The organism is Citrobacter sp. Cs237, assembly GCF_030332325.1.
GTDB classification, from domain to species: Bacteria; Pseudomonadota; Gammaproteobacteria; order Enterobacterales; family Enterobacteriaceae; genus Citrobacter_A; species Citrobacter_A sedlakii.
In genome coordinates, this window is sequence record NZ_JAOWIB010000103.1 from 142,783 (window position 1) to 155,394 (window position 12,612).

13 protein-coding genes are annotated in these 12,612 nt (G+C 55.0%); 8 read left to right on the plus strand and 5 right to left on the minus strand.

The window, feature by feature from the left end:
• Positions 1–39: 39 nt before the first annotated feature.
• Positions 40–1,020 carry an ADP-glyceromanno-heptose 6-epimerase gene (gene rfaD, locus OGY07_RS11210; protein ID WP_060570257.1) on the minus strand — a complete coding sequence of 327 codons (981 nt, stop codon included), beginning with the start codon at positions 1,018–1,020 and terminating at the stop codon, positions 40–42.
• Between the two features lie 214 nt (positions 1,021–1,234).
• Here rfaD and kbl point away from each other — a divergent pair, with 214 nt between their 5' ends.
• The 3 genes from kbl (at position 1,235) to OGY07_RS11225 (ending at position 4,736) form a co-directional block, all read left to right on the plus strand.
• Positions 1,235–2,431 (plus strand): glycine C-acetyltransferase, encoded by a 1,197-nt coding sequence (gene kbl / locus OGY07_RS11215; protein ID WP_042286993.1) that lies wholly within the window; start codon positions 1,235–1,237, stop codon positions 2,429–2,431.
• A 9-nt stretch (positions 2,432–2,440) separates the two neighbouring features.
• Positions 2,441–3,466, plus strand: a complete 1,026-nt coding sequence (tdh, locus tag OGY07_RS11220; RefSeq protein WP_060570255.1) for an L-threonine 3-dehydrogenase — start codon at positions 2,441–2,443, stop codon at positions 3,464–3,466.
• A 235-nt stretch (positions 3,467–3,701) separates the two neighbouring features.
• Positions 3,702–4,736: a glycosyltransferase gene (locus OGY07_RS11225; RefSeq protein WP_181822336.1), complete on the plus strand. Its 1,035-nt coding sequence runs from the start codon at positions 3,702–3,704 to the stop codon at positions 4,734–4,736.
• Here the strand turns inward: OGY07_RS11225 and OGY07_RS11230 are convergent.
• Genes OGY07_RS11230 through gpmM form a run of 3 tightly spaced genes read right to left on the minus strand, consistent with a single transcriptional unit; the run spans position 4,723 to position 8,523 of the window.
• On the minus strand, positions 4,723–5,682 hold the full coding sequence (locus OGY07_RS11230) for a divergent polysaccharide deacetylase family protein (protein ID WP_060570254.1): 960 nt from the start codon (positions 5,680–5,682) through the stop codon (positions 4,723–4,725). The two genes, OGY07_RS11225 and OGY07_RS11230, sit on opposite strands and share 14 nt — an antisense overlap.
• A 3-nt stretch (positions 5,683–5,685) precedes the next feature.
• Positions 5,686–6,969 carry a murein hydrolase activator EnvC gene (envC, locus tag OGY07_RS11235; protein WP_042286984.1) on the minus strand — a complete coding sequence of 428 codons (1,284 nt, stop codon included), beginning with the start codon at positions 6,967–6,969 and terminating at the stop codon, positions 5,686–5,688.
• 9 nt (positions 6,970–6,978) lie between these two features.
• Complete coding sequence (gpmM, locus tag OGY07_RS11240; RefSeq protein ID WP_060570252.1) at positions 6,979–8,523, minus strand: 2,3-bisphosphoglycerate-independent phosphoglycerate mutase; 1,545 nt, start codon at positions 8,521–8,523, stop codon at positions 6,979–6,981.
• A 244-nt stretch (positions 8,524–8,767) separates the two neighbouring features.
• Here gpmM and OGY07_RS11245 point away from each other — a divergent pair, with 244 nt between their 5' ends.
• The 5 genes from OGY07_RS11245 (at position 8,768) to cysE (ending at position 11,944) form a co-directional block, all read left to right on the plus strand.
• Positions 8,768–9,199: a rhodanese-like domain-containing protein gene (locus OGY07_RS11245; RefSeq protein WP_042286978.1), complete on the plus strand. Its 432-nt coding sequence runs from the start codon at positions 8,768–8,770 to the stop codon at positions 9,197–9,199.
• A 50-nt stretch (positions 9,200–9,249) separates the two neighbouring features.
• Positions 9,250–9,501, plus strand: a complete 252-nt coding sequence (gene grxC, locus OGY07_RS11250; RefSeq protein ID WP_012908148.1) for a glutaredoxin 3 — start codon at positions 9,250–9,252, stop codon at positions 9,499–9,501.
• Positions 9,502–9,557: 56 nt separating this feature from the next.
• Positions 9,558–10,025 (plus strand): protein-export chaperone SecB, encoded by a 468-nt coding sequence (gene secB / locus OGY07_RS11255; protein WP_003024155.1) that lies wholly within the window; start codon positions 9,558–9,560, stop codon positions 10,023–10,025.
• Entirely contained in the window at positions 10,025–11,044 is a 1,020-nt protein-coding gene (gene gpsA / locus OGY07_RS11260) for an NAD(P)H-dependent glycerol-3-phosphate dehydrogenase (protein WP_181822338.1), read from the plus strand. The genes secB and gpsA overlap by 1 nt, the downstream gene beginning before the upstream one ends.
• A gap of 78 nt (positions 11,045–11,122) precedes the next feature.
• Entirely contained in the window at positions 11,123–11,944 is an 822-nt protein-coding gene (cysE, locus tag OGY07_RS11265) for a serine O-acetyltransferase (RefSeq protein ID WP_042286927.1), read from the plus strand.
• Between the two features lie 184 nt (positions 11,945–12,128).
• On the opposite strand, the gene trmL is transcribed toward cysE, so the two are convergent.
• The gene (gene trmL / locus OGY07_RS11270) at positions 12,129–12,602 is read right to left on the minus strand and encodes a tRNA (uridine(34)/cytosine(34)/5-carboxymethylaminomethyluridine(34)-2'-O)-methyltransferase TrmL (RefSeq protein ID WP_205612617.1); all 474 of its coding nucleotides are present in this window, start codon (positions 12,600–12,602) and stop codon (positions 12,129–12,131) included.
• Positions 12,603–12,612 lie beyond the last annotated feature (10 nt).

Genomic DNA, 12,612 nt, shown 5'->3' on the forward strand with positions numbered 1-12,612 from the left:
GTTCACTCCGGTCACTTACTTTAGTAAGTGACCGGAGACTCACTTAGTTGCCGCCTTGATACCGCTCGAATGATTTTGTGAATTTGTATCGCTGTCGCGGTTCAGCCAGGCCATATATTCCGTTACGCCTTCGGCTACGGTCTTAAACGGCTTGTCATAGCCCGCCGCGCGCAGGTTGGTCAGGTCCGCCTGCGTGAACGCCTGGTAGCGGCCTTTCAGTTTTTCCGGGAACGGGATGTACTCAATCTCGCCTTTTTTATGGAAAGCCAGCGTCGCGTCAGCCACGGCCTGGAAGGATTCTGCACGACCGGTGCCGAGGTTATAGATACCGGACACGCCGTTTTCCCAGAACCACAGGTTCACATCCGCCACATCGCCCACGTAAACAAAGTCACGCTTGAAGCCGTCGCTGCCTTCAAACAGTTTCGGGCTTTCGCCATTATTCAACTGGGTGTTCAGGTGGAACGCCACGCTCGCCATGCTGCCTTTGTGGCCTTCGCGCGGACCGTAAACGTTGAAGTAGCGGAAGCCAACAATCTGGGAGTTCGCTTCTGGCAGGATCTGACGCACGTACTCATCAAACAGGAACTTAGAATAGCCGTAAACGTTTAGCGGCTGCTCATATTCGCGGGATTCGATGAAATCAGAGGTGCGACCGCCGTAGGTGGCGGCGGAAGAGGCGTACAGGAACGGAATTTCACGCTCCAGGCAGTAGTGCAGCAGCTCTTTGGAGTACTGATAGTTATTGTCCATCATGTACTTGCCGTCCCACTCGGTCGTGGAGGAGCACGCGCCTTCGTGGAAAATGGCCTCTACCTCGCCAAACTCTTCGCCCGCCATAATCTGGATTAAGAAATCTTCTTTATCCATATAGTCGGCAATGTTCAGGTCCACCAGGTTCACAAACTTGGTGCCGTCTTTCAGGTTGTCCACCACCAGGATATCGGTGATGCCTTTATCATTCAGGGCTTTAACGATGTTGCTGCCGATAAAACCCGCGCCGCCGGTAACGATGATCATAACTGTAACCTATGAATTATGGAGTCAGAGACTATCTCAGACACGAATACTTCTATCATATCACTACCTGGCCCTGGCTTCAGCCATTCACCGATTACGCGTGTGGGTACGCGTGATTTATCCTGCATTTTAAAGAAGTGCTAATGCGTCATCTCGTATCAGCGTCCAGGGTTAGGTAAGATGTGCTGAAATTTGCCCAGTCTGGAGAATCGCAATGCGTGGGGATTTTTACAAACAGTTAACCAACGATCTGGAAACCGCCCGGGCGGAAGGATTGTTTAAAGAAGAGCGCATTATCACATCTGCTCAGCAGGCAGATATCACTGTGGCGGATGGAAGCCACGTCATTAACTTCTGCGCCAACAACTATCTCGGGTTGGCTAACCACCCTGAACTGATTGCGGCGGCAAAAGCAGGAATGGATTCTCACGGGTTTGGTATGGCCTCGGTGCGCTTTATTTGCGGTACCCAGGACAGCCACAAGCACCTTGAGCAAAAGCTGGCAAACTTCCTGGGAATGGAAGATGCCATCCTCTACTCCTCCTGCTTCGACGCCAACGGCGGCCTGTTCGAAACGCTGCTGGGCGCAGAAGACGCGATTATCTCCGACGCCCTGAACCACGCCTCTATTATCGACGGCGTGCGTTTATGTAAAGCGAAACGCTTCCGCTATGCCAACAATGATATGGCCGAACTGGAAGCTCGCCTGAAAGAAGCGCGTGAAGCCGGGGCCCGTCATGTACTGATCGCTACCGACGGCGTGTTCTCGATGGATGGTGTGATCGCCAACCTGAAAGGCGTCTGCGACCTGGCGGATAAATACGACGCGCTGGTGATGGTTGATGACTCTCACGCGGTGGGCTTCGTGGGTGAAAACGGGCGTGGCTCCCATGAGTATTGCGACGTGATGGGACGCGTGGACATCATCACCGGGACGTTGGGCAAAGCGCTCGGCGGCGCGTCTGGCGGCTACACTGCGGCGCGTAAAGAGGTGGTGGAATGGTTACGTCAGCGCTCCCGTCCGTATCTTTTCTCCAACTCTCTGGCGCCGGCGATTGTCGCCGCCTCCATAAAAGTACTGGAGATGGTGGAATCCGGCGGCGAGCTGCGCGACCGCCTGTGGGCGAACGCGCGCCAGTTCCGCGAGCAGATGTCTGCGGCAGGTTTCACCCTTGCGGGCGCCGACCACGCCATCATTCCGGTGATGCTGGGCGATGCGGTGGTGGCGCAACAATTTGCCCGTGAGCTGCAAAAAGAGGGTATTTACGTAACAGGATTCTTCTATCCGGTGGTGCCGAAAGGCCAGGCGCGCATTCGTACCCAGATGTCCGCCGCCCATACGCCGGAGCAAATCACGCGCGCGGTTGAGGCGTTCACGCGCATAGGTAAACAACTGGGCGTTATTGCCTGAGGATCAAAGATGAAAGCGTTATCCAAACTGAAAGCGGAAGAGGGCATCTGGATGACCGACGTTCCTGAACCGGAAGTCGGACACAACGATCTGCTGATTAAAATCCGTAAAACAGCCATCTGCGGCACTGACGTTCACATCTACAACTGGGATGAGTGGTCGCAAAAAACCATCCCGGTACCTATGGTTGTCGGGCACGAATACGTCGGCGAAGTGGTCGGCATCGGTCAGGAAGTCAAAGGCTTTAAAATTGGCGACCGCGTCTCTGGCGAAGGACACATTACCTGTGGGCACTGCCGTAACTGCCGCGGTGGCCGTACGCACCTGTGCCGCAACACGATCGGCGTGGGTGTGAACCGCCCAGGCTGCTTCGCCGAATATCTGGTGATCCCGGCATTCAACGCCTTCAAAATCCCGGACAATATTTCTGACGATCTGGCGTCTATCTTTGACCCGTTCGGTAATGCGGTGCACACGGCGCTGTCGTTCGATCTGGTGGGCGAGGATGTGCTGGTTTCCGGCGCGGGTCCTATCGGGATTATGGCGGCAGCGGTGGCGAAACACGTCGGGGCACGCAACGTCGTCATCACCGACGTTAACGAATACCGTCTGGACCTGGCGCGTAAGATGGGTATTACCCGTGCGGTTAACGTGGCGCAGGAGAGTCTGACCGACGTGATGGAAGCGTTGGGGATGACCGAAGGCTTCGATGTAGGGCTGGAAATGTCTGGCGCGCCGCCGGCGTTCCGCACCATGCTTGATACCATGAACCACGGTGGTCGCATCGCGATGCTGGGGATCCCGCCCTCTGACATGTCAATCGACTGGACGAAAGTGATCTTTAAAGGGCTCTTCATCAAAGGCATTTATGGCCGCGAGATGTTTGAAACCTGGTACAAGATGGCGGCGCTGATCCAGTCGGGTCTGGATCTTTCTCCTGTCATCACCCATCGTTTCTCGATTGATGACTTCCAGAAGGGCTTTGACGCGATGCGTTCAGGTCAGTCGGGGAAAGTCATCCTGAGCTGGGATTAATCGTAAAAAGGCCGGTGTTTTCCGGCCTTTTTATTCGGCAATATCTGAAATCCTGTAAAGTTTTGTCATTGTCATAAATATTACGTAATTACTCACTAGTCTGATTTTGCTGTTCATTCCAACGCTTTATTCTGCCGTTACCGTCAACGTTTAAAAATAGTATGCACCAGCCTTAATTGTTTCTTAACACTAAGGCTGTACAAAGGCGGGTAACTTCAGAGGTAATCGGTAATTTATGATGAATAGTACAAACAGACTCAGCGTCATTATCCCGCTTTATAATGCGGGTAATGATTTCAAAGCCTGCATGGAATCACTCATCGCGCAAACATGGACTGCCCTGGAAATAATTATTGTTAATGACGGTTCAACGGATAACTCTGTTGAAATAGCAACGCATTACGCCGAAAACTACCCACACGTTCGCCTGCTGCATCAGGCCAATGCCGGGGCGTCGGTCGCGCGTAACCGGGGAATGGCTGCCGCCACCGGGCAATATATCGCTTTCGTCGATGCGGATGATCTGGTTTATCCTCACATGTACGAAACGCTGATGACGATGGCGCTGGAAGATAATCTCGACGTCGCGCAATGTAATGCGGACTGGAGCGAACGTTCCTCCGGCGACACCTGGCAATCTATTCCCACCGATCGTATTCGCTCAACAGGTGTATTAACGGGTCCGGACTGGCTCCGTATGGCGCTGTCTTCTCGGCGCTGGACGCACGTGGTATGGATGGGGGTTTATCGCCGCGACGTGATTGAAAAAAATAACATCAGATTTATTCCGGGATTACATCATCAGGATATCGTGTGGACCACAGAGTTTATGTTTAATGCCCGTCGCGCACGCTATACCGAAGAGTCGTTATATAAGTATTTCCTGCATGATAATTCCGTTAGTCGTTTAAAACGACAGGGCAATAAAAACCTTAATTATCAGCGCCATTATATTAAAATCACCCGCTTACTGGAAAAGCTGAATCGCGATTATGCCGACCGAATTACCCTTTATCCGGAGTTTCGTCAGCAAATAACGTATGAAGCATTACGCGTGTGTCATGCTGTACGCAAAGAGCCGGATATATTGACGCGTCAACGCATGATTGCCGAGATTTTCACCTCGGGCATGTATAAACGGATGATAATGAACGTGCGTAGCGCGAAGGTCGCGTATCAGGCGCTGCTGTGGTCTCTACGACTTTATCGCTGGCGCGACAAAACACGCTCGCACCATCGCACCGCCCGTCAAGCCCTTAACCTGGGTTAACGCCACCCTTGCTGGGGGCCTTCCCCCAGCCCTGCCACTGATGCTGGTACCAACTGACCAGCGTGCTCTGACGAATGCTCTCGCTTATGACGCTGAAGAATCGGTCGGTATAAACTGGTTCGGGTGCCTTCTTCGCGTTACACACCTTCACTCCGCGGAACGGATTACGCGGCGCGTCGTTGTTTTTCGGCGGGGTCAGGTTCGGCGTCGAAGTATCCACCTGCGGTTCGTTAAGCAGGGTGCTTGGACGCACCAGCGTGATATCGGCTGGCAGGTTATACACCATCTGTTGGAGCACACGCACCGTTGACGGATGCGGATGTCCGATCGCGATCGCAGACCCGTTTCGACGAGCCAGATCGATGGCGCGGTTAAACTGGCGGCGAATGTCCGCTTCGTTTTGCGTGTCGTCGAGAAACACTTTACGCTTGATAACCTTCACACCCGTACCGGACGCTGCGCGCATGGCCTGGCTATTGCCGATGGTCATGCTGTCGAGAAAATAGAGATCGTAGCGTTCCAGCGCCTGCATCACTTTCTGCATGCCAAACAGGCTGGAGGTCATCGCGCTGCCCATATGGTTATTTAGCCCGACAGCGTAGGGAACTTTGCTGACCGCCTCGCGCACAATACGTTCGATCTCATTGCTGCTCATCTCCGGGCGCAGCGTGTCTTTTTCCAGCGGCTGCTTACTGAGTGGGGCCATCGGCAGGTGAATCAACACCTCATGACCGCTGTTGTGCGCTTTGGTCGCCATTTCGCGGGCGTGAGGCGCATTAGGCAGTACCGCAACGGAGATTGCGTCTGGCATCGCCAGTACCTGATTTTCATAATGCGGACGGTAGCCGAAATCGTCGATTACGATGGCGAGTTTGCCAGCAAAAGCGGGGGAGGCGAAGGCCAGCAGGCTGGCGAATGAAAGAACAGTACGACGAAAGTGAGGCAAAACTTATCTTCCCAACCACGGCTGTGGATTGACGGCCTGACCCTGGCGACGGATTTCAAAATAGAGCGACGGTCTGCCCTGACCCCCGCTGCTGCCGACCAGCGCAATGGGCTGACCGGCGCGAACCTGTGTCCCCACGCTGACCAGCGCGCTCTGGTTATAGCCGTAAAGGCTCATGTCGCCCTTGCCGTGTTCGACGACGACGACCAGCCCGTAGCCCTGCAGCCAGTCCGCCAGAATCACCCGACCATCGGCAATGGCTTTGACTTCAGTGCCTTCAGACGCACCGATAACCATCCCTTTCCAACGTAGCTCACCTTGCAGCCGTTCGCCATATCGATGCAGCGTTGGCCCGCGAACCGGCCAATAAGCCTGACCGCGCGGCGAGCCTAAACCGCCGGTGCGCGACATCAGCGATTTCTCGCTTTCGGTCGGTTTATAGGTGGTGCCTTTACGGGTCGCCTCTTTCTGTCGATTACGTACTGCTTCCGCCTCGCGCGCTTCGCGTTCCGCCCGCGCTTTGGCGGCGGCTTCCGCTCGCGCAATGCTGTTACGCAGACGGGATTCGTTAGCGCGCAGTTCGCTCAGCTGCTGCTGGCCTTGCTGGATTGAGGACTCCAGTCCGGCGAGCGTTTTTTTCCGTTCGTTACGCGCCTGCTCCAGCTTCGCCTGCTGGGCGCGCTGTTCGTATAACAGCGTCTGTTGCTGGCTTTGCTTCTCTTCCAGCTCGGCGCGTTGTGCGGCGACCTGCTCGCGGGTTTGCTTCAGCTCGGTAATGGTTTCTTGCCGCGCCTGATTCAGATAGCCGAAATAGGCCTGTAAACGCTGGCCGCGCTGGCTCTCTTCACCACTGAGGATAAGCTGAATGCCGGTATGCTCGCCCTGACGAAACGCCGCATCCAACTGTGCGGCGAGGCTGCGTTCCTGGCTGGCTTTTTGCTGCTCCAGCTTTGCGATGGAGGCGTTCATCTCATCAATTTGCTTGTTGAGCTGAGCGAGAGTGTTTTGGGTTTCGCGCAGTTTACGCGCGGCGACGGAAATCGCTTCTTCCTGTGCTTTCAACTGCGCTTGCAGGGTTGCGCGCTGCTGCTGCTGCTGGCGCACGGCGCGCTCTTTGGCGGCGATATCCGCCTGGATGGATTTGAGCTGATCGCGGTCATCCGCGTGGGCGGAAAAGGCGCACAACAATACGCCAGCGCTCAACACGCTGGCGTAAATCAGGGGCCTGACTGAAAACCGTTGCGTTTTCATGACCCCTTGTTTGGTATTCATCGCCTTTCCCCTCATGGGGAGGGATTATTCCACGATGAACAGCGGCTTACCAGTCATCTCTTGCGGGATTTCCATACCCATCAGCGTCAGCATGGTCGGCGCGATATCGGAAAGTTTACCGCCTTCCACCGCTTTTACGTTTTTGTCACCCACGTAAATCAGCGGAACCGGCAGGTTCGTGTGCGCCGTGTGCGCCTGACCTGTCGCCGGATCGCGCATCTGCTCGGCGTTACCGTGGTCCGCAGTGATCAGCAACTGTCCGCCAACGGATTCAACGGCTTTCGCGACCTGCTCAACGCAGTGATCCAGTGCTTCCACTGCTTTCACGGCTGCTTCCATCACCCCGGTATGACCGACCATATCGCCGTTCGGGTAGTTACAGATGATGGTATCGTACTTCCCGCTTTCGATAGCGGCGACCAGTTTTTCAGTCAACTCCGCAGAGCTCATTTCCGGCTGAAGATCGTAGGTCGCCACTTTCGGTGAATTAATCAAAATGCGTTCTTCACCGGCAAATGGCTCTTCCACGCCGCCGTTGAAGAAGAAAGTCACATGCGCGTATTTTTCCGTTTCGGAGATACGCAACTGGGTTTTGTCATTCTTCGCCATCCACTCGCCGAAAGTGTTTGCCAGAGAGGCTGGTGGGTAGGCGACGGCCGTTTTGATGTCCGCCGCGTATTCGGTCAGCATGACAAAATTCAGGTTAACCACTTTCTTACGCGCAAAGCCGTCGAAGTCAGTGTTAACAAATGCCCGTGTGATTTCACGCGCGCGGTCGGCACGGAAGTTCATGAAAATCAGCGCATCGCCGTCTTCCATTGCCGCATCGGCCTGGCCTTCCGCACGAATCACGGTCGCTTTAACGAATTCATCGTTTTCGTCGCGAGCGTAAGCGGCCTGCAGGCCTTCAACCGCGGTTGCGTACTGGAATTCGCCTTTTGCCAGGGTCATCAGATCATAAGCCTGTTCAACGCGATCCCAGCGGTTGTCGCGGTCCATGGCGTAATAACGTCCGATAATAGAAGCGACGCGGCCTTTGCCCAGCGCGGCAAACTTGTCTTCGAAGGCTTTCAGTGAGGATTCAGCGCTGCGCGGCGGGGTGTCGCGACCGTCGAGAAACGCATGCAGGTAGATTTTCTCCGCGCCGCGTTCAGCGGCCAGTTCCACCATCGCCATGATGTGGTCTTCGTGGCTGTGTACGCCGCCCGCCGAGAGCAGGCCCATGATGTGAACCGCTTTACCCGCGTTTTTCGCCTGGTCTACCGCCGCGGTCAGCACCGGATTGGCAAAGAAGGTACGTTCTTTAATTTCGACATCCAGACGCGTCAGGTCCTGATACACGATGCGGCCCGCGCCCAGGTTAACGTGACCTACTTCTGAGTTACCCATCTGACGGTCAGGAAGACCCACTTCCAGACCGGACGCGTCAATCAGCGTATGCGGACGTTGCGCCCACAGCGCGTCCATTACGGGCGTTTTCGCAGAGAAAATGGCGTTATCCTGGCTCTCTTCACGGTAACCATAGCCATCGAGAATGACCAGCACCATAGGTTTTTTCGAAACCGACATTGTGAAACCTCACACTAAAGAAACAAAAATTTTGCGTAATTTTACTACAGCTGAATCGATAAAATAGCCTCAGAAGATCAAATAATAGGGCCGCGCGGCGCATGGACGGCGCGGTTTTACGCTATTTTTTCCATTGCGCCCCGCAAAAATGCAATCCAGTGCACGCGCTGGCTGTATTTGCGCCATCGCGCAGGTATACTCCTTCCCTGGTTTTTAATCACTGAGTCGGGAGTTGTTACCCCCCATGCAAGAAATTATGCAATTTGTTGGTCGCCATCCCATACTGAGTATCGCTTGGATTGCGTTACTGGTGGCGGTTTTATTCACCACGTTTAAAGGCCTGACCTCAAAAGTGAAGGTCATCACCCGTGGTGAAGCCACGCGTCTTATCAACAAAGAAGACGCCGTTGTTGTCGATTTACGTCAGCGTGACGATTTCCGTAAAGGCCATATCGCAGGCGCTATCAACCTGCTGCCAAGTGAAATCAAAGCGAACAACGTGGGCGAACTCGATAAGCACAAAGACAAACCGGTGATCGTGGTCGACGGTTCCGGCATGCAGTGTCAGGAAGCGGCAAACGCGCTCATCAAGGCAGGCTTTGAAAAAGTGTCCGTGCTGAAAGAAGGCGTTGCTGGCTGGAGCGGCGAGAATCTTCCGCTGGTTCGCGGCAAATAAACTCGCCGCTGGCACGAAATCCACAGATAAAGCGAATATCGGAGAGATGTATGGCCAATATCGAGATCTACACCAAAGCAACCTGCCCGTTTTGCCATCGCGCGAAAGCGTTGTTAAACAGCAAGGGCGTGAGTTTCCAGGAGCTTCCGATTGACGGCGACGCCGTAAAACGGGAAGAAATGATCAAGCGCAGTGGCCGTACAACGGTTCCGCAGATTTTTATTGATGCACAGCACATTGGCGGCTGTGACGACTTGTATGCGTTGGATGCGCGTGGTGGACTTGATCCCCTGCTGAGCTAACGTCATCACAGACTTAGGCTGTATTTTAAGGACAACACTAAAAGGGTTTTCTACACATGTCAGAACAAAATAACACCGAAATGGCTTTCCAGATCCAACGTATTTACACCAAAGATGTCTCTTTCGAAGCGCCAAATGCGCCGCATGTTTTCCAGAAAGACTGGCAGCCAGAGGTTAAACTTGATCTTGATACCGCATCTACCCAACTGGCAGATGATGTGTACGAAGTTGTACTGCGTGTCACCGTAACCGCTTCCCTGGGTGAAGAAACGGCGTTCCTGTGCGAAGTTCAGCAGGGCGGTATTTTCTCCATTAGCGGTATTGAAGGCACCCAGATGGCGCATTGCCTGGGCGCATACTGCCCGAACATTCTGTTCCCGTATGCCCGCGAATGCATCACCAGCCTGGTTTCACGCGGTACGTTCCCGCAGCTGAACCTTGCGCCGGTTAACTTCGATGCGCTGTTCATGAACTATTTACAGCAGCAGGCTGGCGAAGGTACTGAAGAACATCAGGATGCCTGATGAACCCACGTAATGCTTCAATGACAGTGATTGGTGCCGGCTCGTACGGCACCGCTCTCGCCATCACCCTGGCGAGAAACGGCCACCCGGTTGTCCTGTGGGGCCACGATCCGCAACATATTGCGACGCTTGAGCGCGATCGCTGTAACGTCGCGTTTCTTCCTGACGTGCCTTTTCCCGATACGCTCCATCTCGAAAGCGACTTAGCCACCGCGCTGGCGGCGAGCCGCGATATTCTGGTGGTAGTGCCAAGCCATGTGTTTGGGGAAGTGCTGCGACAAATCAAACCGTTGCTGCGTGCTGACGCGCGGCTGGTCTGGGCGACAAAAGGGCTTGAAGCCGAGACGGGACGCCTGTTGCAGGACGTTGCGCGCGAGGCGCTGGGCGATCAAATTCCGCTGGCGGTCATCTCCGGTCCGACCTTTGCGAAAGAGTTGGCGGCGGGATTACCGACGGCCATCTCGCTGGCGTCAACTGACGACACCTTCGCCGACGACCTTCAGCAGCTGCTTCACTGCGGCAAAAGTTTCCGCGTCTACAGCAATCCGGACTTCATTGGCGTTCAACTTGGCGGCGCGGTGAAAAATGTGATTGCGATTGGCGCCGGGATGTCAGACGGCATCGGCTTTGGCGCTAACGCTCGCACCGCGCTTATCACGCGTGGACTGGCGGAAATGTCGCGTCTGGGCGCGGCGCTGGGCGCCGATCCGGCCACCTTTATGGGGATGGCGGGACTGGGCGATCTGGTGCTGACCTGTACTGACAATCAGTCGCGTAACCGCCGCTTTGGCATGATGCTCGGTCAGGGCATGGATGTGCAAGGCGCGCAGGACAAGATTGGACAGGTGGTGGAAGGCTACCGCAATACGAAAGAAGTCCGCGAGTTGGCGCACCGTTTTGGTGTCGAAATGCCAATAACCGAGGAAATTTATCAAGTATTATATTGCGGAAAAAACGCGCGCGAGGCAGCATTGACCTTATTAGGCCGTACACGCAAGGACGAGCGTAGCCGCCACTAGTCGCAAGGATCTGTTTTCGTCAATGACCCGGCCCGCGAAGAACGGGCCGGTCGTTAGCCTCATTACCTGGAGTTCGCAATGCCGTGTGAAGAACTGGATATCGTCTGGAACAATATTAAAGCCGAAGCCCGTGCCCTGGCCGATTGTGAGCCAATGCTGGCCAGTTTTTACCACGCAACGCTACTCAAGCATGAAAACCTGGGCAGTGCGCTAAGCTACATGCTGGCGAACAAACTGGCCTCGCCGATTATGCCTGCGATTGCCATTCGGGAAGTGGTGGAGGAAGCCTACGCCGCCGACCCGGAGATGATTGCCTCGGCAGCCTGCGATATTCAGGCGGTGCGCACTCGCGACCCGGCGGTTGATAAATATTCCACCCCGCTGTTATACCTGAAGGGTTTTCACGCCCTACAGGCTTATCGCATCGGCCACTGGTTGTGGAACGAAGGTCGCCGCGCGCTGGCTATCTTCTTACAAAATCAGGTATCTGTGACGTTCCAGGTCGATATCCACCCGGCTGCGCGGATCGGACGCGGGATCATGCTCGACCACGCCACTGGCATCGTGGTGGGCGAAACCGCGGTAATTGAAGATGACGTGTCGATTCTGCAGTCGGTCACCCTTGGCGGCACCGGCAAAACCAGCGGCGATCGCCATCCGAAGATCCGTGAAGGGGTGATGATTGGCGCCGGGGCGAAGATCCTTGGTAATATTGAAGTTGGACGCGGAGCAAAAATCGGCGCGGGTTCTGTGGTGTTACAGCCTGTACCGCCGCACACCACCGCCGCAGGGGTGCCAGCGCGCATCGTCGGCAAGCCGGACAGTGATAAACCGTCGATGGATATGGATCAGCATTTTAACGGGATACATCATACGTTCGAATACGGCGACGGAATCTGATTTCGGGCTATCTTACATGCCAGCCTGAATCCAGGCTGTGCTTGCCACCTCACGGGCTATGCGTATGCTCCGGTGACTGCGTGCAGACTGTGTTCAATGTGGCGGCGTCGATAACGCCCGAAAAAAATGCCCCGTCTGCGTGATTCGTTGGCGGGGTAAGCGTAGCGTCGTCACCCGACAACCCTCAGCTACGCAATACCGCGCCGGGATACCCTAACTGTCGCCACGCCTCGTACACCACCACCGACACCGCGTTTGACAGGTTCATACTGCGACTGTCCGGCATCATCGGAATCCGAATTTTTTGCTCCGCAGGCAAGGCATCAAGAATGCTGGCAGGTAAGCCGCGCGTCTCCGGGCCAAACATCAAATAATCCCCGTCCTGATAGCTCACCGCGCTGTGGGCGGGCGTCCCTTTGGTGGTGAGGGCAAACAGACGCTGTGGCTTTTCGGCTTTCTGAAACGCCGCGTAATCACGATGGCGCGCCACGGCGGCAAATTCATGGTAGTCCAGTCCCGCACGACGCAGGCGTTTGTCGTCCCAGGTAAAGCCCATCGGCTCAATGATATGCAGACGAAAGCCCGTGTTAGCGCACAGGCGAATGATGTTGCCGGTATTGGGTGGGATTTCTGGTTCGAATAAAACGATATTAAGCATGTTTGCTGCC